18 protein-coding genes are annotated in these 20,379 nt (G+C 41.1%); all 18 read left to right on the top strand.

The window, feature by feature from the left end; translation table 11 throughout:
* Positions 1–37 precede the first annotated feature (37 nt).
* The 18 genes from recG (at position 38) to BLP87_RS02065 (ending at position 20,368) form a co-directional block, all read left to right on the top strand.
* Complete coding sequence (recG, locus tag BLP87_RS02145; RefSeq protein ID WP_074461231.1) at positions 38–2,107, top strand: ATP-dependent DNA helicase RecG; 2,070 nt, start codon at positions 38–40, stop codon at positions 2,105–2,107.
* 95 nt (positions 2,108–2,202) lie between these two features.
* On the top strand, positions 2,203–3,072 hold the full coding sequence (locus BLP87_RS02140) for a DegV family protein (protein WP_074461230.1): 870 nt from the start codon (positions 2,203–2,205) through the stop codon (positions 3,070–3,072).
* A gap of 111 nt (positions 3,073–3,183) precedes the next feature.
* The gene (locus BLP87_RS02135) at positions 3,184–5,106 is read left to right on the top strand and encodes a DNA gyrase/topoisomerase IV subunit B (protein WP_074461229.1); all 1,923 of its coding nucleotides are present in this window, start codon (positions 3,184–3,186) and stop codon (positions 5,104–5,106) included.
* Between the two features lie 10 nt (positions 5,107–5,116).
* Entirely contained in the window at positions 5,117–7,354 is a 2,238-nt protein-coding gene (locus tag BLP87_RS02130; RefSeq protein ID WP_074461228.1) for a DNA gyrase/topoisomerase IV subunit A, read from the top strand.
* Positions 7,351–7,908, top strand: a complete 558-nt coding sequence (gene rsmD / locus BLP87_RS02125) for a 16S rRNA (guanine(966)-N(2))-methyltransferase RsmD (protein WP_074461227.1) — start codon at positions 7,351–7,353, stop codon at positions 7,906–7,908. The genes BLP87_RS02130 and rsmD overlap by 4 nt, the downstream gene beginning before the upstream one ends.
* Positions 7,905–8,408 (top strand): pantetheine-phosphate adenylyltransferase, encoded by a 504-nt coding sequence (gene coaD / locus BLP87_RS02120; RefSeq protein WP_074461226.1) that lies wholly within the window; start codon positions 7,905–7,907, stop codon positions 8,406–8,408. Before rsmD ends, coaD begins: the two co-directional genes overlap by 4 nt.
* A complete protein-coding gene (locus tag BLP87_RS02115; RefSeq protein ID WP_074461225.1) occupies positions 8,409–9,122 on the top strand; it encodes an ATPase in 714 nt (237 codons plus the stop codon).
* A 94-nt stretch (positions 9,123–9,216) separates the two neighbouring features.
* Positions 9,217–10,257 (top strand): N-acetylmuramoyl-L-alanine amidase family protein, encoded by a 1,041-nt coding sequence (locus BLP87_RS02110; protein ID WP_074461224.1) that lies wholly within the window; start codon positions 9,217–9,219, stop codon positions 10,255–10,257.
* A gap of 2 nt (positions 10,258–10,259) precedes the next feature.
* On the top strand, positions 10,260–10,991 hold the full coding sequence (locus BLP87_RS02105; RefSeq protein ID WP_083334410.1) for a pseudouridine synthase: 732 nt from the start codon (positions 10,260–10,262) through the stop codon (positions 10,989–10,991).
* Between the two features lie 37 nt (positions 10,992–11,028).
* Positions 11,029–11,637 carry a hypothetical protein gene (locus BLP87_RS02100; protein ID WP_074461223.1) on the top strand — a complete coding sequence of 203 codons (609 nt, stop codon included), beginning with the start codon at positions 11,029–11,031 and terminating at the stop codon, positions 11,635–11,637.
* An 8-nt stretch (positions 11,638–11,645) separates the two neighbouring features.
* Positions 11,646–12,629 (top strand): RluA family pseudouridine synthase, encoded by a 984-nt coding sequence (locus tag BLP87_RS02095; protein WP_074461222.1) that lies wholly within the window; start codon positions 11,646–11,648, stop codon positions 12,627–12,629.
* A gap of 51 nt (positions 12,630–12,680) precedes the next feature.
* A complete protein-coding gene (locus BLP87_RS02090) occupies positions 12,681–13,217 on the top strand; it encodes a Holliday junction resolvase RecU (protein ID WP_074461221.1) in 537 nt (178 codons plus the stop codon).
* Positions 13,218–13,366: 149 nt separating this feature from the next.
* Positions 13,367–14,476, top strand: a complete 1,110-nt coding sequence (gene hisZ / locus BLP87_RS02085) for an ATP phosphoribosyltransferase regulatory subunit (protein ID WP_074461220.1) — start codon at positions 13,367–13,369, stop codon at positions 14,474–14,476.
* Positions 14,477–14,487: 11 nt separating this feature from the next.
* Complete coding sequence (gene hisG, locus BLP87_RS15955) at positions 14,488–15,123, top strand: ATP phosphoribosyltransferase (RefSeq protein WP_026512974.1); 636 nt, start codon at positions 14,488–14,490, stop codon at positions 15,121–15,123.
* A 3-nt stretch (positions 15,124–15,126) separates the two neighbouring features.
* Complete coding sequence (gene hisD, locus BLP87_RS02080) at positions 15,127–16,416, top strand: histidinol dehydrogenase (protein WP_027208379.1); 1,290 nt, start codon at positions 15,127–15,129, stop codon at positions 16,414–16,416.
* A 184-nt stretch (positions 16,417–16,600) separates the two neighbouring features.
* A complete protein-coding gene (gene hisB, locus BLP87_RS02075; RefSeq protein WP_074461219.1) occupies positions 16,601–17,191 on the top strand; it encodes an imidazoleglycerol-phosphate dehydratase HisB in 591 nt (196 codons plus the stop codon).
* Positions 17,192–17,194: 3 nt separating this feature from the next.
* Entirely contained in the window at positions 17,195–18,481 is a 1,287-nt protein-coding gene (gene hisIE / locus BLP87_RS02070; protein WP_074461218.1) for a bifunctional phosphoribosyl-AMP cyclohydrolase/phosphoribosyl-ATP diphosphatase HisIE, read from the top strand.
* A 9-nt stretch (positions 18,482–18,490) separates the two neighbouring features.
* Entirely contained in the window at positions 18,491–20,368 is a 1,878-nt protein-coding gene (locus tag BLP87_RS02065; RefSeq protein WP_074461217.1) for a TIGR03960 family B12-binding radical SAM protein, read from the top strand.
* Positions 20,369–20,379 lie beyond the last annotated feature (11 nt).

Here is a 20,379-nt window from a genome sequence, read left to right as displayed (position 1 = left end):
ATTTCATGGCAATTTAATTATAAAAAATGAGGAATATATGGGCGAAAGAGAACTTTCGGAATCAGTTATAAATTTAAAAGGTATCGGTGAAAAGACGGGTAAGCTCTTTAATAAATGCGGTGTATATACCTGTAGAGATCTTATATATTACTTTCCGAGAACATATGATGAATTCAAAGCTCCCGTTCATGCGTCTGAACTTGTTGAAGGTGAAGTCTGCGCTGCTACACTTACGATTGTCGGAAGCATTATGAAAAGAAGAGTCAGAAATCTTTCCATAATATCTTTTGAAGCCGTAGATTACACCGGAAAAATTAAGATGACATACTTTAATGCGCCTTATCTTGCAAGCTCTTTAAAATCCGGTACAACCCATGTTTTTAGAGGCGTTGTCAGGAAAAAAGGAAATTTTTTTACCTTTGATCAGCCCAAAATGTACAAACCAAGTGAATATGACACTTTATGTGGCAAATTGATGCCAAGATACCCGCTTGTAAAGAGTCTTAGCAATAATACAGTCACAAAGGCGGTTCAAAATGCCTTTAAAAACGCAGGAAGATTTGATGAATTTGTGCCCGAAGATATTATAAAAAGACTTGGGCTTATGAGCTATTTTGATGCGATATATAACATACATTTTCCGAAGAATTCCGCGATTCTCGAGCAGGCAAGGAGAAGGCTTGCGTATAATGAGTTTTTCCTTTTTATATTAAAGCTTCGTCTCTTGAAAAAAATTCAGGAAGAAAACAAAAATACTTTTCCAATGATGGAAGTTGCGGAAGCTAAGCGCTTTCTTGAAAAACTTCCGTATAAACTTACAAATGCGCAGTTAAATTCATACAATGATATTTTAAGCGATATCTCCGGCAGATATGTCATGAATAGGCTTATTCAGGGAGATGTGGGTTCCGGAAAGACCGTGGTTGCTTTTCTGGCTCTTTTAACTGCTGCCGCAAACGGCTATCAGGGAGCAATTATGGCTCCTACGGAAGTTCTTGCCGCGCAGCACTTTGAAGGCTTTAAGGAGATGATAGACAAATACGGACTTACGAGCCTTAAACCGGTTCTTTTGACGGGAGCTCTTTCTGCAAAAGATAAGAGAGAAGCCCAGAGAATGATAAAAGAGGGCGAAGTCAACTGCATCATCGGAACAAATGCCCTTATTCAAGAAAAAGTCGAGTACAAGAACCTGGCGCTTGTCGTAACGGATGAACAGCATAGATTCGGCGTTCGTCAAAGAGAAGCTCTTGCCGGAAAAGGTGAAAATGTTCATGTTCTTGCGATGAGTGCAACACCGATTCCGAGAACACTTGCAATTATCCTGTACGGCGATCTTCATATTTCGATAATTGATGAGCTCCCCGGCGGACGTATTCCGATAAAAAACTGCGTTGTAGGAACCGATTACAGAAATACCGCTTATAAATTCATATGCGATCAGGTAAAAGAGGGTCATCAGGCGTATATTATCTGCCCGATGGTCGAAGAGGGCGAACTTGACGGCGTTGAAAATGTAACAGATTATACAGACAAATTAAAATCTGTATTTCCTTCCGACATCTCTGTTGCGATGCTTCACGGAAAGATGAAGCCTTCTATGAAGGATGAGATAATGGAGGCGTTTGCAAGAAAAGATATTGATGTTCTTGTTTCGACTACCGTTATCGAAGTTGGTATAAACGTGCCCAATGCTACGGTCATGATGATAGAAAATGCCGAGAGATTCGGCCTTTCGCAGCTTCATCAGTTAAGAGGGCGTGTCGGAAGAGGAAATGCGCAGTCTTACTGCATCTTTTTGAATACATCAAAGTCTGATGATGCAAAGAAGCGCCTAGATATAATGAATAAGTCAAATGACGGATTCAAAATTGCGGAGGAAGATTTAAAGCAAAGAGGTCCGGGCGAGCTGTTCGGTCTCAGACAGAGCGGAGAACTTAATTTCCGTATCGGTGATATTTATCACGACAGCGACCTCCTAAAAGAGGCTTCGGTGGATGCCGACAGGATTCTTTCAGAAGATCCGGAATTAAGCGATACACAATATAATGTACTTAGAAGTACGTTAAATACTAAATCGGCAAATTTTGTTGACTTTACTACTTTATGAACGTAATATTATTTTAGGGAAATGCTGATTAAATCGGTATTTTCTTTATTTAAGAAGGTTAAAAATAGGAGGACGGCTATAGCCGAAAATATTTTATGGCCAAAATAGCGATTTTAACAGACAGTAACAGTGGAATAACACAGGCACAGTCCAAAGAGCTCGGAATTTTCGTAGTTCCTATGCCTTTTATGATCGATGAAGAAGAGTTTTTTGAAGATATAAATCTTACTCAGGAGCAGTTCTATCAAAAGCTCGGTGATAATGCGAATGTTTCTACAAGTCAGCCCACTCCCGATTCTCTTATGAAGATCTGGGATGAGCTTTTGAAAGACCACGACAGTATTATCTATATTCCCATGAGTTCCGGACTTTCAGGCTCTTGCCAGAGCGCTTATATGTTTGCTCAGGAAGAGTATGAGGGCAAGGTTTTTGTGGTTGATAACCAGAGAATCTCCGTAACTCAGAGACAATCTGCGATCGATGCAAGAGATATGGCAGAAAAAGGCTACTCTGCAGAAGAAATCGTGCAGAAGTTAATGGAAACAAAATTTGAATCAAGTATATATATCATGCTTGATACGCTATATTACCTCAAAAAAGGCGGAAGGATCACACCTGCTGCCGCTGCGCTCGGAACACTGTTAAGACTGAAACCCGTCCTTCAGATTCAGGGCGAGAAACTTGATGCTTTTGCCAAAGCAAGAACCAGCAATCAGGGCAAGAGCATAATGATAAATGCTATAAAGAATGATATAGAAACTCGCTTTGGCGGAGAAGAGGCAAAAGATTACTGGATAGCTGTTGCTTATACCAAGGATATTGATGCCGCAAACGAATGGAAAAAAGAGCTTGAAAAAGAGTTCCCAGGCATGGATATTCACATGGATCCGCTGTCACTTTCCGTTGCATGCCACATCGGTCCCGGTGCACTTGCTGTAACGGTAACAAAGAAGCTGCATTTTTGATTGGATTAAAAGAATTGGATCAAACGATATTGATAGCGATGCTTTAATCGCTTCATCATGCAGAATAATATTTATGAAAAGAAAAAAGTTTTGAAAAGGGGTTTAAATTATATGGCTTCACACGATGCATATGATGCTTCGAGTATTACTGTCCTGGAAGGTCTTGAGGCAGTAAGGAAACGTCCCGGAATGTACATCGGAAGCGTAACCACGAGAGGCCTTAATCATCTTGTGTATGAGATCGTGGACAATGCGGTGGATGAGCACCTTGCCGGATTCTGTACTCTGATAAAGGTCACTTTGGAAGCGGACGGCTCCGCGACAGTTTCCGATAACGGAAGAGGTATTCCCGTCGGTATGCACGCAAAGGGAGTTACTGCTGAACGAATCGTTCTCACAACACTCCACGCCGGTGGTAAATTCGATAATAATTCTTATAAAACAAGCGGTGGACTTCACGGTGTAGGTTCATCGGTTGTTAATGCGCTCTCTACAAGAATGAGCGTCAAAGTCTATAAGGACGGATATATCTATCAGGATACTTACGAGAGAGGTATTCCGACAACAGAGCTTAAGAACGGTCTCTTAGAGCCAATCGGAACTACCAAAGAAACAGGAACAACGATCAATTTCCTTCCCGATGATACTATCTTTGAAAAAACAAGATTCAAGGAAGATGACATTAAATCAAGACTTCACGAAACGTCTTATCTTAATCCTTCACTTACAATAATATTTGAGGATAAAAGACCCGGTGTCGAGGAATATATGCAGTTCCATGAGCCGGACGGTATAACAGGCTTTATTCGCGATATGAATAAGTCAAAAGAGGCTGTTCATGACGTTATTTCTTTCAGAGGCGAGAGCGAAGGCGTTGAAGTTGAAGTTGCTTTCCAGTATGTAAACGAATTCCATGAGGAAGTGCTGGGATTTTGTAATAATATCTATAATGCCGAAGGTGGTACGCATCTTACGGGATTTAAGACTATTTTTACCAACATAATCAATCAGTACGCACGTGAGCTTAATATATTAAAAGAAAAAGACGTCAACTTCACGGGAACAGATGTAAGAAACGGTATGACCGCCGTTGTATCGATTAAACATCCCGATCCCAGATTTGAAGGTCAGACAAAGACTAAGCTCGACAATCAGGATGCCGCAAAAGTTGTTTCCAAGATCACGGGCGATGAGATGACAAGATTTTTTGACAGAAATCTTGAGACACTTAAAGCTATCATAGGTTGTGCGGAAAAAGCGGCAAAAATCAGGAAGACTGAAGAAAAAGCCAAGACAAACATGCTTACCAAGCAGAAGTATTCCTTTGATTCCAACGGAAAACTTGCAAACTGCATAAGTAAGGATGCGTCCAAGTGCGAGATCTTCATCGTAGAGGGAGATTCCGCGGGCGGCAGTGCGAAGATGGCACGAGACAGAAATTATCAGGCCATTCTTCCCATCAGAGGTAAGATTCTTAATGTCGAGAAGGCAAGTATCGACAAGGTTCTTGCAAATGCCGAGATAAAGACAATGATAAATGCTTTCGGATGCGGATTTTCCGAAGGATACGGCAATGACTTTGATATAAACAAGCTAAGGTATGACAAGATCATCATCATGGCGGATGCCGATGTAGACGGTGAGCATATTGCGACTCTTTTGCTCACTCTTTTCTACAGATTTATGCCTGAGCTTATATACCAGGGACATGTCTATATTGCTATGCCTCCGCTTTATAAGGCTATGCCTTCAAGGGGCAAAGAAGAGTATCTGTACGACGACAATGCGCTTGTAAAATACAGAAATACTCACAAAGGAAACTTTACACTTCAAAGATATAAGGGTCTTGGTGAGATGGATCCCGAGCAGCTTTGGGAAACCACACTCGATCCCGAGAGAAGACTTTTGAAAGCGGTCGAGATTGAGGATGCGAAGATGGCATCTCAGATGACTGAGCTTTTGATGGGAGTTGACGTACCTCCCAGACGTGAATTTATACATCAGCATGCAACAGATGCTGAGCTTGATATTTAAAGGGGAAAATATGGAAGACAGAATTATAAGGACCGAGTATTCGGATATAATGCAAAAGTCGTTCATAGACTATGCCATGAGCGTAATCGTTGCTCGTGCGCTTCCTGATATAAGAGACGGACTTAAACCTGTTCAGAGAAGAACTTTATATGATATGTATGAACTCGGCATCAGATATGACAGACCGTACAGAAAGAGTGCGAGAATTGTCGGCGATACCATGGGTAAATATCATCCTCACGGAGACAGTTCAATCTATGACTGTCTCGTTGTGATGACACAGGATTTTAAAAAGATCGTTCCTCTTGTTGACGGTCACGGAAACTTTGGAAATATAGAGGGCGACGGCGCTGCGGCAATGCGTTACACAGAGGCGAGACTCTCTAAGCTCACACAGGAAAACTTCCTTGAAGATCTTGATAAAAATGTAGTTGATTTTGTTCCGAACTTTGATGAAACGGAAAGAGAGCCTTCGGTTCTTCCTGTTAAGATCCCGAACTTTCTCATAAACGGTTCGGAAGGTATCGCGGTAGGTATGGCAACAAGCACGCCTCCGCACAATCTTGCGGAAGTGATCGACGCCGAGATAGCATATATACAAAATGATTCCCTTACGACAAAGGACCTCATGAAGTATATAAAGGGACCTGATTTTCCTACTGGCGGTGTCGTTATCAATAAGGACGAGCTTCTTAATATCTATGAAACGGGTACCGGCAAGATCAGGATAAGAGGTAAGGTTGAGACCGAGAAAGGAAAGAACGGTCATATCAATCTTGTGATAACCGAGATTCCTTACACCATGATTGGTATGGGCATCGGTAAGTTTATGGCTGATGTTGCGGAACTTGCCGAGAAGAAGATCACAAATGATATCATCGATATCTCAAACCAGTCTTCAAAAGAAGGAATAAGGATTGTTATCGAACTTAAGAAAGATACTGACGTTGATAACTTTACCAATCTTCTTTACAAGAAGACAAAGCTTGAAGATACATTTGGTGTAAACATGCTTGCTATCGACAACGGCCGTCCCGAGACAATGTCTCTTAAGGATATTATGAGGGCGTGCGCCGATTTCCAGTTTGAGATAGCAACAAGAAAGTATACAACGCTCCTTAAGAAAGAACAGGAGAAGAAAGAAATCCAGGAAGGCCTTATCAAGGCGTGCAACGTTATAGACCTTGTTATCGAGGTTTTGCGCGGTTCAAAAGACAGGGCAATGGCTAAGAACTGCCTTGTAAACGGCGTTACCGACGGTATTAATTTTAAATCAAGAGAATCAAAAGCAATGGCTGCACAGCTTCTTTTCACAGAGGTTCAGGCCGATGCCATTCTTGAGATGCGTTTATACAAGCTCATAGGACTTGAGCTCGAGGCTCTTATAAAGGACCATGAGCAGACGGTCGCAAATATATACAGATATGAGGATATTCTTGAGAGCCACGAGTCGATGTCAATGGTTATCCAGGACGAACTTGGCAAGATCAAGAAAGAATATCAGGCAAAAAGAAAAACCGTTATTGATAACAGGGAGAATGCCGTATACGAAGAAAAGCCCGTTGAGGAAATCGATGTTGCATTCATCATGGACAGATTCGGATATGCTAAGACGATCGATGCGACGACTTATGAAAGAAACAAGGAGACTATCCAAGCCGAGTTTAAGTATTCATTTGTGATGAAGAATACAGGTAAGATTTGTCTTTTCACAAGTGCGGGTAATCTGCATACCATCAAGGCGATGGATCTTCCTCAGGGAAAGATGCGAGATAAGGGCGTTCCGATCGACAACGTAAGTAATTACAATGCTTCCGATGAAACGGTCATTCTTGTTGCAAGTCAGTCGGAACTTAATCTTTACAGGCTTATCTTTACAACAAAGTCATCCATGATGAAAACGGTAGACGGCGGTGAATTTGATGTTTCAAAGAGAACCGTTGCCGCAACAAAACTCACGGACGGCGATGAACTTGTAAACGTTGAAGTGCTTAAAGAACAAAAGACTGTTATACTTAGAACAGAGGATGGTTATTTCCTCAGATTTCCTGTCGACACCATTCCGGAGAAAAAGAAGACTGCAGTCGGTGTCCGCGGAATGAGGCTTGGAAAAAATGATTTTGTCAGAGACGTTTATTATCTGAACGATCTTGAAGAAAAAACTGTTGAGCACAACAATAAAAAGCTGGAGCTTGCCCATCTTAAGATAACAAGCAGAGATACTAAGGGAACAAAGGTAAGAATATGAGAGTAATTGCGGGAACTGCAAGAAGGCTTAGACTTGTTACCCCCGAAGGTAATGACACAAGGCCGACTCAGGACAGAATAAAAGAGACACTTTTTAATATGATCCAGAACGAGGTACCGGGTGCCGTATTCTTAGATCTTTTTGCCGGAAGCGGCGGAATCGGCATTGAAGCACTTTCAAGAGGAGCTTCAAAGGCATATTTTATCGAAAACTCTGCGGCAGCATATAAGTGCATAATGCAGAACATTAAGACGACGCATTTTGAAGAAGATGCCACGGTCCTTAAGCAGGATGTTGTCATCGGACTTAGGAATATTCATGAAAAAGAGGTTGATATTATCTTCCTCGATCCTCCGTATCACGAGGATCTCTATGAGAGAACGCTTGCTCAGCTCGGAACGATGAACTATGTTACCGAGCATACGATGATAATCGTTGAAAGTTCATCAGATATGGACTTTTCATTCGCTGAAGATTATGGTTTTGAAGTTAGACGCGAAAAAGAATATAAAACAAATAAGCATGTCTTTTTGTACAGAAAGGAAGCGCTATGAAAACAGCGGTTTATCCGGGCAGTTTCGATCCAATAACCTACGGTCACTTGGACATAATAAAACGTGCGGCTTCAATGTTTGACAAAGTAATTGTTGCCGTAATGTGTAATTCAGCGAAAACTCCATTGTTCACACTGGATGAACGTGTTAAAATGATTAAAGAGTCTGTAACTGGAATTGACAACGTTGTAGTTGAATCTTTCAGTGGACTTTTAATCGATTATTGCAAGAAAGAAAACATACATATCGTCATCCGTGGACTAAGAGCGATAACCGATTTCGAATACGAACTCCAGATTGCACAGACCAATAAGGAGTTGTCACATGATGAGGTCGATACGGTTTTCCTCACAACTAATATCAAATACTCATATCTTAGCAGCTCTGTGGTAAAAGAGGTCGCAAGTTATAAAGGTGATATATCACCTTGTGTTTCAGATTTTGTCGCAACAGCTCTATACAAAAAGTTTGAAAAACAGAAAGATCAGGGGGATGTATAAATGACCAGCAAAATCGAGCAGTTAATTGATGAGATCGAGACTTATATTGATAATTGTAAGCCTCAGCCATTGTCACAAACAAAGATTATTGTAAATAAAGAGGAAATTGATGAGCTTTTACGTGAGCTTCGTCAAAAAACTCCCGAGGAAATTAAGAAATATCAGAAGATCATCAGTAATAAAGAAGCCATCTTAAACGATGCGCGCAGAAAAGCCGAAGATATAGTAAATCAGGCTACAATAAAAACAAACGAGCTTATAAATGAGCATGAGATCATGCAGCAGGCTTATGCTCAGGCCAATGAAGTTGTTTCACAGGCTGCTGTTCAGGCGAAAGAAATTCTGGACAATGCAATGACCGAAGCCAACAGCATGAAATCGGCAGCCGTTCAATATACAGATCAGCTCCTTGCGGGAGTTGAAGATATCATCACTCAGTCTATAGATGTAACAAGCAAGAGTACAGATGATATCGTAGAGACAATAAAGCAGAACAGCATCAATATGGTAAAAGAAATTTCTCAGAGTACAGACAGCGTTCTGTCTGCGCTTACTCAGTATGGTGAAGTTATCAAGTCTAACAGAGCGGATTTAAGACCGCCTGAGACTGTTTCAACCAATACTGTACCTGCCGAGGAAAATTCAACGGGCGAGTCTCAGGGACAGGGACTTACCGAGCAGGAAGCCATTAATCTTGATATGCTGAACGGTTAAACAGAATAGCTAAGCTGCCGCTTTTTTGCGACAGCTTTTTACATTTTCAGTAGGAACCAAGGATTTTGTTTTAAAAAGAAAAGAGGAGAGAAGTATGAGAAGATCTATCGCAACTATTGTTACAGCCGCTTTGTTATCTGTAAGCGGACTTGTTCCGTCAACTGTTGTTACTTCAAATGCAGCCGATAAGCCGGTGGTTATCGTTATCGATCCCGGACACGGCGCAGACAACCGCGGTGCGGAGTACAACGGTCTTACCGAGAAAAATATCAACCTTACGGTTGCGAATTCAATGAAAGCGGAACTTGAAAAGTATGACAATGTAACCGTTTATATGACAAGAAATGCAGATCAGGGACTTTCTCTTGAAGACAGAGCTGCTTTTGCACAGAGCGTAAATGCTGATTTCCTGTTCAGCCTTCATTTCAATGCATCCAAGGATCATAATTTCTACGGATGTGAAGTTTGGACATCGGCATTCGGTAATCAGTACCAGAAGGGAACAGATTTCGGAAAGATTGAGATCGCAGAGCTCGGAAGCCTCGGAATTTATCAAAAGGGCGTTAAGACCAAGATCGGATCAAAGGGATCTGATTATTACGGTGTTATCAGAGCATGTACTGCAAGAAATATCCCCGGTGTAATTATTGAGCATGCATATATCGATCACGGTTATGATGTTCAGAAGGTTAAGTCACAGAACTTTTACGCTCAGCTCGGTGTAAAGGACGCAACTGCCGTTGCAAAGTATTTCAAGCTTAAGTCTTCAAAGACGGGAGCCGATTTCTCGGGATTTAAGTATGATCCTACACCCGCACCCGCAGGTCCCGTTCGTCAGGATGAAACAGCCCCCGATGTATGTGATATAAAGGTTCTTGCATCAAGCAAGAAGGACGGAAACGTTCTTGTTCAGATGACAACCAAGGATAATCAGAGTCCTGTTGCTTATTTTGCATACAGCTATGATGGCGGAAAGACTTTCAGTCCTTTCCAGATGTGGGACAGATCCAAGGAAACTCAGTCATATAACGTAAAGGTTCCTGCCGGATATGAAAATCCCGTGATCGTATGCCGCGCATATAATATTTATGAACTCGGTAAGGAAAGCAATGCTGTTCCTGTAAAGGATTATTGATCTTGAGACTCGATAAATATCTGGGTGACCACAATTTAGGAACCCGAAAACAGATAAAAGAATATTTGAAAAACGGTCGTTGTACGGTAAACGGTATTGTTGCCGTTAAACCTGATGTACATATAAACGAACTGTCTGATGAGATTGCTTTTGATGGTAAAGTGCTTTCTTATGCCCGCTTTCACTACTTCATGCTGTATAAACCGGCAGGAGTAGTGTCTGCGACAAATGACAAAAGAAATGTTACCGTTCTCGATCTTCTTAAAGAAGAGAATTTAAAGAATTTAAGCCCCTGCGGAAGACTTGATATAGACACCGAGGGGCTGCTTCTGATAACTGACGACGGAGTGATGATACATAATCTGTTGTCTCCCAAAAAGCATGTGGACAAGGTATATGAAGTCCATATAGCCCATGAACTTTCGGAAGAAGATATCAAAAGACTTACAGACGGAGTTGATATCGGAGATAAGAACGATGACGGTTCCGTTAAGCCAACGCTTCCTGCGGTTGTAACGCAGAAGGAACGTGACAACGACGGAAATCCCGTTATCGAACTTACCATACACGAAGGCCGTTTTCATCAGGTTAAAAGAATGCTTGAAGCGGTCGGAAATGAAGTTCTTTTTCTTAAAAGACTTTCAATGGGACCGCTTTTTCTTGATGAAAAATTAGCGCCCGGTGAGTATAGAGCACTCACGGATGAAGAAATAAAGAAGTTAAGTAAGAACTGATATTATATTCTTATATTTTTTACGGAAGGTGAATAAAGTGAGTCTTCACAGAGTATATAAAGGCGATTTTGGTTATATCACATACAGAAAAAAGGTTGCAATATTTAGAACGGTTATATGCCTTGCGATCACTGTCGGAATATATCTGACAGGTCTTTTCAGATACGGTTCGCAAAAAAATGTTATGAGTATCATCGCGGCTCTCGGATGCCTTCCTACGGGCTGGAGCGCCGTAAATATGATAATGTTCATAAAAGCAAGAGCATGCACCGAAAGTGACAAGAATAGGATCGAAGCATGCAGAGGCGGGCTTCTTATTCATTACGACCATGTGATAACGGCTTATGATAAGAATTTCAATGTGTCCGCATCAACCGTTCTTGATAAGAATATTTGCTGCTATTCTTCGGATGAAGATATTGATGAGATTGACTGTGAGAAGCATATCAAGAAAATGATCGCTCAGAGCGGATATTCAAGCTACAGCATCAAGATATTTACGGATATAGATAAGTTCTGCGAAAGGCTTACTCAGCTTGAGAAGCTTCGCTCGGATAAAAATATCGATCCCGTAGCAATTGAAGAGAGTTGGATTCCCGGAACGACACAGACTCCTGCATCAATTCTTTTGTCCATTTCATTATAAGGGTGACCATGAAAGAAATTAAAATTGGAAAAAACGTAGCGGGTAAGCGTCTTGACAGCTTCTTAAAGGGGTATCTTCCGGGAGCTTCCGGCGGATTTATTTATAAGATGTTGCGTAAAAAGAATATTACTCTAAACGGCAGGAAAGCTGACGGAACAGAGAAACTTAGCGAAAACGATCTTATTAAGATCTTTTTTTCTGACGAAACGTTCGCTAAATTCAAAGGAAATAGTGACGGTATAAAGAATGCCGGCAGTGTCGACAAAGAAATTGACCTTTCAAAATACGGAGATGTGAAGGTTGTCTACGAAGATGACAATATTATTCTTGCATCAAAGCCTGTAGGACTTCTTTCGCAGAAAAGTTCTCCGAAAGATATAAGTTTAAACGACTGGCTGATTGATTATCTTTTGTCCGAAAAAAGCGAAGCGACAAAAGATCTTGACGTATACAAGCCTTCTATATGTAACAGGCTCGACCGCAATACTGGAGGAATCGTCATCTGCGCGAAATCACTTCCCGGCGCGCGGGAAATGAACAATCTTTTAAAGAGCAGAAATCTTGATAAGTATTACAGGACGATAGTTTCTGGAAATCTTACCGAAAGTATTTATCTAAAGGGCTTTTTATATAAAGATGAAAAGAAAAATAAGGTCTTTATAAAAAAGAATGACCCAAAAGATGAAAGATATTCATATATCGAAACTCAGATTGTTCCTGTAAAATATAATAAGGATGCGGATCTTACCATGCTTGAAGTTAAGCTTATAACCGGAAAACCGCATCAGATAAGGGCTCATCTTTCAAGTATCGGACATCCTCTTATAGGCGATGTCAAATACGGCGGAAAAGTATACAAGAAAGTCAATCATCAGCTTCTTTTTTGTTATAGGATATGTTTTCCGGATGATATGCCCGATGAATTTGAAAATATCAGGGGAAGAGAATTTAAGACGGATCTTCCCGATGTTTACAATAGATTTTTTGAATAATAACATGCTGCAAAACAGTGTTATCATAAATACATTATAAAGGGGAATACAATGCCGACCTGGAAATCAAGAGGACTTCGAGGTTCTACTTTGGAGGAACTAATTAACAGGACAAACGAAAGGTACAATGAGCTTTCGCTTGCTCTTATTCAGAAGATCCCGACTCCGATAACTCCCATACAGATTGATAAGAGTACAAGACATATTACGCTTGCATATTTTGAGCAAAAGAGTACCGTCGATTATATAGGTGTCGTGCAGGGGATTCCCGTTTGTTTTGATGCAAAAGAGTGCGCGGCGGAGACGTTTGCGCTTGAAAATATCCATCCGCATCAGGTTGAGTTTATGAAAACTTTTGAAAAGCAGGATGGGATTGCTTTTTTTCTGATCTATTATACGGGACTTAATGAATTTTATTATCTGCCGTTCAGAAAGCTGTGTGAATTCTGGGAAAGAGCGGAAAAAGGCGGAAGAAAAAGCTTCAGACACGATGAATTGTCAGAAGAATATGTAATTAAGTCTCCCGGTGAAAACGGTCTTCTTATTCCTTATCTGGATGCACTTCAAAAAGACTTGGATGCCAGATAATAAAAGTGATTGACAGCTTTATAAAATTGATGTTAAACTCTGTGGTATAGTAATTAATTAGCACTGTGCAATACTAAAGTGCATGTGCTTTTATTATTTTTTGTTTTTGGCTTTTGGTTTTTATGACATACAAATTAAGTGAGGTTTTTATGAATAAAGTTCTTTTACATACTCCGGACGGAGTACGTGATGTATACGGAAGTGAATACAGCGACAGACTTATTATCGAAAACAAGATCCACAACGTGATCAAGAGCTACGGTTATAGCGACATTGATACGCCTACGTTTGAGTTCTTTGATGTTTTTGCAGAGGAGATCAATGCTTCGGATGCACGTGAACTCTATAAGTTTTTTGATAAGGACGGAAATACTCTGGTTCTCAGACCCGATTTTACGCCCGCGATCGCACGCTGCGCATCAAAGGTGATGCTTGAGGATTCGAAGCCTGTGAGAGTTTGCTATAAAGGCAAGACTTTCCTTAATACGTCAAGCCTTCAGGGTAAGCTCAAAGAGAATACAAATATCGGCGTTGAGCTTATGAATGACTCTTCGGTATATGCCGATGCGGAGAATATAGCTCTTTTGATCGAGGCTCTTAAGAGCACGGGACTTACAAATTTCCAGATCAGTATCGGTGATGCGGATTATTACAAGGGAATCTGCGAAGAAGCCGGAATCGATGCAGAGACAGAGGAAGAGATCAGAGAGCAGATCATTGATAAGAATATTTTTGCCGTTGAGGGTATCTTGAGTGAGAGAAATGTTCCCGAGAAATATCGCGGGCTCATCGGTAAAGTTGCTGAATTTATCGGAACCGATCAGGCACTTGATAAGGCTCAGAACGAAGTCAGCAACAAGCGTTCACTTGATGCGATAAAGAGACTCAAGGATCTCTACAGGGTTCTTACAAATTACGGTGTTGAGAAATATGTTTCTTTTGACCTCGGAATCCTCAGTAAATTCAACTACTACACAGGCGTGATTTTTCTTGCGTATACATACGGCGTGGGAGATGCGATTGCCAAGGGCGGAAGATATGATAATCTTCTCGGAAAATACGGAACGGATGCTCCTTCAATCGGTTTTTCAATTGTGATCGACGATCTTATGTCGGCTCTTTACAGACAGAATGCTGAGGTTGAGCATGAAGCCGAGCGCGTTGTCATAACATACAATGAGAACAATTTTGAGGAAAAGCTTAGCAAAGCAAAAGAACTTAGACAGAATGGCACAAATGTTGCTTTGGAGGCTGAATGATCGGAGGAGACATGAGATACTTAACTTTTGCACTTGGAAAAGGCAGACTTGTAAAAGATACAATGGAACTTTTGAATAAATGCGGGATTGAATGCGAGGAAGTTCTTGATAAGAAGACAAGAAAACTTATTTTTACAAACGAGGAACTCGGACTTAAGTTCTTTCTTGCAAAGGGACCCGATGTGCCGACTTACGTGGAATACGGAGCCGCCGATATCGGAATTGTCGGAGCGGATACAATCCTTGAAGAGAACAGACGTGTATATGAAGTCCTCGATCTCGGATTCGGAAAGTGCAGGATGTGTGTGTGCGGACCGCATGATGCAAAAAGCCTTTTGGAACATCGCGAGATGATCCGCGTTGCAAGCAAATATCCCAATATTGCAAAAGATTACTTTTTTAATAAAAAGCATCAGACCGTAGATATCATAAAGCTTAACGGATCTGTTGAGCTCGGACCTATTGTTAATCTCTCGGATGTTATCGTTGATATAGTTGAGACGGGTTCCACACTGAGAGAGAACGGACTTGAAGTTCTTGAGGAAATCTGTCCGTTGTCTGCAAGGGTAATCGTTAATCAGGTTAGCATGCAGATGGAAACAGAGCGAATCAGAAAGCTCATCAATGCCATGAAGGAGAATTTATAAGATATGCGCACATTAAAACTTACAGAAGAGACTCAGAGTGAACTTCTCGGAAATCTTTTAAACAGAAATCCCGGAAGCTACACAGAGTATGAGAATATTGTAAACGATATAATCGATAATGTCAGAAAGAACGGCGATAAGGCTGTTTTCGAATACACTCTTAAATTTGACAAGAGCGAGCTTAACGCTTCAAACATAAGAGTTACAGAGGATGAGATCAAGGAAGCTTATAAAGAACTTGATCCCAAGTTTGTTGAAGTTATGAAAAAGAGCGCTGAGAACATCCGCGTATTTCATGAGAAGCAGAAGAGAAACTCATGGATTGATACAAGAGAAGACGGAAGCATTCTCGGACAGCGTATCCTTCCCATCGAGATCTCGGGCGTTTATGTGCCGGGCGGAAAGGCAGCTTATCCTTCAAGCGTTCTTATGAACGTTGTTCCTGCCAAGGTTGCGGGTGTTGAGCGAATTGTTATGTGTACACCTCCCGGAAAAGACGGAAAGGTAAATCCCGGAACTTTGGTTGCAGCAGATATCGCAGGTGTTACGGAAGTTTACAAGGTCGGAGGAGCTCAGGCTATTGCTGCCATGGCCTTTGGAACGGAGAGTATTCCCAAGGTTGATAAGATCACAGGCCCCGGAAATATCTTTGTTGCTCTTGCAAAGAAAGCTTGCTTTGGGCACGTTTCAATCGATTCCATCGCAGGCCCCAGTGAGATCCTGGTTGTTGCGGATGAGACCGCAAATGCAAGATATGTTGCCGCAGATCTTCTTTCACAGGCAGAGCACGATGAACTTGCAAGCGCTATTCTTGTTACAACTTCAGAGAAGCTTGCAAATGACGTTTCTGCTGAGATCGAGGGATTTTTAAAAGAGCTTTCAAGAACGGATATTATCAAGAAATCTCTTGATAACTACGGATATATTTTTATTGCTGATGATATGGATGCCGCTGTGGATGCCGCAAATGCAATTGCATCCGAGCACCTTGAGATTATTACAAAGGATCCGTATGAGGTTATGACTAAGATAAAGAATGCGGGAGCTATTTTCTTGGGCGCTTATTCTTCAGAACCTCTCGGAGATTATTTTGCAGGTCCCAATCACATTCTTCCGACAAACAGAACTGCAAGATTTTTCTCACCTTTAAATGTTGACGATTTTATGAAGAAAACAAGTATCATTTCATATTCGAGAGATGCTCTTTGCAAGGTTCACGAAGATATTGAACTATTTGCCAAAGAAGAGGGACTTACTGCTCACGCAAATTCGATAGCTGTAAGATTTGAATGATATAATACGGTTGTTATTGTATTGCTTGATATTGTAAATACCGATAATTACTTTTTTGTAATTGTATATAATTGTTTTAAAATTGCAAGTGTACTTTCTAAAAAGTCCATAAAATGCAAGTTTACAGTTTTTAGTCATTAAATAACAACAATATTTTGTACTTAACAACAAGGAGACACAAGCTATGGATAACAGAATTGCAAGTGTTACCCGAAACACTAAAGAGACTCAGATTACCGTGACCATCAATCTTGACGGAACGGGAACAAGTGATATTTCAACAGGCATCGGCTTTTTTGACCACATGCTTGAAGGATTTGCAAAACACGGTCTGTTCGATCTTACCGTGAAGGTTACGGGAGATCTGAATGTTGACGGACACCACACTGTCGAGGATACAGGAATTGTTCTTGGGCAGGCTATATTGCAGGCGGTCGGGGACAAGAAAGGAATCAAGAGATACGGAAGCATGATCCTTCCAATGGATGAAACTCTTGTCATGAGTGCCGTGGATCTTTGCGGAAGACCTTATTTTGTGATGGATGCGGATTTTAACGCGCCGATGGTCGGAGATTTTGACACACAGCTTGTGAGTGAGTTTTTCTATGCTGTTTCTTATGCAGCAATGATGAATATTCACCTCAGAGTTATAACGGGATATAACGAGCACCACAAGATTGAAGCCATGTTTAAGGCATTCGCCAAGTCGCTTGATGAGGCTACATGTTTCGATCCAAGAATCAATGATGTTCTCAGTACAAAAGGAGCCCTTTAAATTATGACAGACAACAAGAAATTTATACCTTGCATTTATCTTTGTGAAGATAAGGCATGGTCTGACTTTACAAAAACAGATGTTATCAGCGAAGATCCCGCAGCTCTTGCGGAAGCTTATTCGGATGCGGGTGCCGACGAGCTTATAGTTTTCGATCTTTCACCCGAAGGAAATGACAAGCTCCACGAAGATTCACTTCATATGCTTCAGAAGATCTGCAAAGCCGTTGACGTTGATGTTTTAGGCGCAGGAAACGTAAAGCGCATGGAGGATATCAAGAAACTTCTGTATGCGGGATGCAAAAAGGCATTTCTTAATTATTCAAAAGAGGGTAACAGAGAAATCCTTAAAGAAGTTTCGGATAAGTTCGGCAAAGACAAGATTGGCATCTGCTATAGCAATCCTCAGAATATAACAAATGATATTGAAAATGTTGATAATCTTGCATCGGAGCTTATATTTTTAGGCGAAAACGGTAAGTTTATGACGAATTCTCTTTTGCCCGTTGTATTATATGTTGTTTCAGGCGATGACAACGGTCTTATAGAGAATCTTAAATCCGAGAAGATTCATGGCGTTACCGGAACATACGTAAATGCAAATTACGGAAGGATAAACGAATGGAAGGATGTCTGCAAGAGCGAAGGCATACCTGTATTTAGACTTGAAGCTGCTTTTTCATGGGATCAGCTTAAAAAAAATTCCGAAGGTATGGTTCCCGTAATTGTTCAGGACTATCGTACGGATCAGGTTCTTATGCTTGCTTATATGAACGAGGAAGCCTATAACACTACGATCAAGACCGGCAAGATGACATATTTTAGCAGAAGCCGCAACGAGCTTTGGATCAAGGGCGAGACAAGTTCACATTATCAGTACGTAAAGTCTATTTATACAGATTGCGACTACGATACGATTCTTGCGAAAGTTAAGCAGATAGGCGCAGCTTGTCATACAGGAAAGTATTCCTGCTTCTTTAATGAGATTGCCAGCAGAAACTACACCGAAAAGAATCCTCAGAAGGTTCTTGACAGCGTGTTTGATGTTATCAAAGACAGAAAGGTCAATCCAAGAGAGGGCTCTTATACAAATTACCTGTTTGACAAAGGCGTGGATAAGATTCTTAAAAAGCTCGGTGAAGAGGCAACAGAGATCGTTATTGCTTCCAAAAATCCCGAGGAAAAAGAAATAGTTTACGAAATTTCTGATTTCCTGTATCATATGATGGTCCTTATGGCTGAGAAAAATGTCAGCTGGGAGGATGTTACAGACGAATTGTCAAGACGATAAGGGAAAAATATGAATTACAATTTAGCACTGTCAGATGACATACTTTTAAGTATCGAGAAACCTGAAAGATACATCGGCAACGAAGTCAACAGCATTATGAAGGATAAAAAAGCGGTTGATATTCGTTTTGCCATGTGTTTTCCTGATGTTTACGAGATTGGTATGTCACACCTGGGAATACAGATTTTATACGGAATGTTCAATTCTTTTGAGGACGTCTGGTGTGAGCGCGTTTATTCACCGTGGCTTGATATGGATGAAGTCCTCAGAAAAGAGGGCATTCCTCTTTTTGCGTTGGAATCTCAAGAACCTGTCAAGGATTTTGATTTTCTCGGATTTACTTTGCAATATGAGATGTGTTACACGAATATATTGCAGATTCTGGATCTTTCTAAGATTCCGCTTTTGGCAAAAGACAGAACATGGGATCATCCCATTGTCATAGGCGGAGGACCGTGTACATATAATCCGGAGCCTATCGCGGACTTTTTTGACATATTCTATATAGGCGAAGGCGAGACAAGATACAGAGAGATCTTTGATTATTATAAAAAATGTAAAGCCGACGGAACTTCAAGGGAAGATTTCCTTCATGCCTGTGCAAAGATGCCCGGTATCTATGTTCCGGGACTTTACAATGTCGAATACAAGGAAGACGGCACTATTAAATCCATGCTTCCGATATATGATGATGTTCCCAAAACCATCAAAAAAGAGATGTGTTTGGAAATATCAGATGTTTTTTATCCGACCAAACCTGTTGTCCCCTATATCAAGATAACTCAGGACAGAGTTGTTCTCGAGATCATGAGAGGATGCATCAGAGGATGCAGATTCTGTCAGGCCGGACAACTCTATAAACCTCTCAGGGAAAAAGATGTCGAGCATCTTAAGGAACTTGCCATTGAATCGCTTAAGAATACGGGATATGAAGAAATCTCACTTAGCTCTCTGAGTTCAAGTGATTATTCAAAACTTCCCGAGCTTATAGATTTCCTGATAAAGAGCTGTAATGAGAGAAAGGTCAATATTTCTCTTCCTTCGCTTAGAATTGATGCGTTTTCGCTTGATGTTATGAGTAAGGTTCAGGATGTAAAAAAGAGCAGTCTTACATTTGCGCCCGAAGCCGGTACTCAGAGAATGAGAGATGTTATAAATAAAGGTCTTACCGAGGAAGATATCTTAAGAGGCTCACATGAGGCATTTCTCGGAGGCTGGAACAAAGTTAAGCTCTATTTCATGCTCGGACTTCCGACAGAGACGGATGATGATATCCTGGGAATCGGAGAGATTGCCAATAAGGTTGCTGCGGAATATTTCGAGACCGTTCCGAAGGAAAAGAGAAACGGAAGAACAATTGATATTGTTGCAAGTACGTCGTTCTTTGTGCCAAAGCCGTTTACACCTTTCCAGTGGGCTCCCATGAATACGAAAGAAGAGTTTCTTGAAAAGGCCAATAAGACAAGAAAAGGCATCATGTCACAGCTTAACCAGAAGCATATCAAGTACAACTGGCACGAAGCAGATGCGAGTATGATGGAAGGCGTTCTTGCAAGAGGCGACAGAAAGCTTTGCGACGTCATCCTGAAAGCATATGAAAAAAGCTGTATCTTTGATGCCTGGGGCGAGTATTTCAAGTTTGACGTATGGATGGATACCTTCAAGGAATGCGGAGTTGATCCGATGTTCTATACCGTAAGGGAGAGAAGCGACGATGAGATTTTCCCTTGGGATATATTAAACTGCGGTGTTACCAAGTCCTTCCTTCTTCGTGAATGGAAAAATGCTCTTGCAGGAAACAAGTCAAGCAACTGCAGAAACGGCTGTCTTGGCTGCGGAGCCGCTTCATACGGCGTCGGAGTTTGCTTTGAGAACAAACTCAAGTAAAAAGGATAAAT

It is taken from the genome of Butyrivibrio hungatei, from assembly GCF_900101605.1.
GTDB lineage: Bacteria > Bacillota > Clostridia > Lachnospirales > Lachnospiraceae > Butyrivibrio > Butyrivibrio hungatei_B.
The sequence above is the reverse complement of the archived record's forward strand: the minus strand, read 5'-3'. Positions and strand labels throughout refer to the sequence as shown.

Bases quoted from the DNA above. Each gene is read 5' to 3' on its own strand.
- recG (WP_074461231.1), top strand. From the start codon at position 38: ATGGGCGAAAGAGAACTTTCGGAATCAGTTATAAATTTAAAAGGTATC.
- BLP87_RS02140 (WP_074461230.1), top strand. From the start codon at position 2,203: ATGGCCAAAATAGCGATTTTAACAGACAGTAACAGTGGAATAACACAG.
- BLP87_RS02135 (WP_074461229.1), top strand. From the start codon at position 3,184: ATGGCTTCACACGATGCATATGATGCTTCGAGTATTACTGTCCTGGAA.
- BLP87_RS02130 (WP_074461228.1), top strand. From the start codon at position 5,117: ATGGAAGACAGAATTATAAGGACCGAGTATTCGGATATAATGCAAAAG.
- rsmD (WP_074461227.1), top strand. From the start codon at position 7,351: ATGAGAGTAATTGCGGGAACTGCAAGAAGGCTTAGACTTGTTACCCCC.
- coaD (WP_074461226.1), top strand. From the start codon at position 7,905: ATGAAAACAGCGGTTTATCCGGGCAGTTTCGATCCAATAACCTACGGT.
- BLP87_RS02115 (WP_074461225.1), top strand. From the start codon at position 8,409: ATGACCAGCAAAATCGAGCAGTTAATTGATGAGATCGAGACTTATATT.
- BLP87_RS02110 (WP_074461224.1), top strand. From the start codon at position 9,217: ATGAGAAGATCTATCGCAACTATTGTTACAGCCGCTTTGTTATCTGTA.
- BLP87_RS02095 (WP_074461222.1), top strand. From the start codon at position 11,646: ATGAAAGAAATTAAAATTGGAAAAAACGTAGCGGGTAAGCGTCTTGAC.
- BLP87_RS02090 (WP_074461221.1), top strand. From the start codon at position 12,681: ATGCCGACCTGGAAATCAAGAGGACTTCGAGGTTCTACTTTGGAGGAA.
- hisZ (WP_074461220.1), top strand. From the start codon at position 13,367: ATGAATAAAGTTCTTTTACATACTCCGGACGGAGTACGTGATGTATAC.
- hisG (WP_026512974.1), top strand. From the start codon at position 14,488: ATGAGATACTTAACTTTTGCACTTGGAAAAGGCAGACTTGTAAAAGAT.
- hisD (WP_027208379.1), top strand. From the start codon at position 15,127: ATGCGCACATTAAAACTTACAGAAGAGACTCAGAGTGAACTTCTCGGA.
- hisB (WP_074461219.1), top strand. From the start codon at position 16,601: ATGGATAACAGAATTGCAAGTGTTACCCGAAACACTAAAGAGACTCAG.
- hisIE (WP_074461218.1), top strand. From the start codon at position 17,195: ATGACAGACAACAAGAAATTTATACCTTGCATTTATCTTTGTGAAGAT.
- BLP87_RS02065 (WP_074461217.1), top strand. From the start codon at position 18,491: ATGAATTACAATTTAGCACTGTCAGATGACATACTTTTAAGTATCGAG.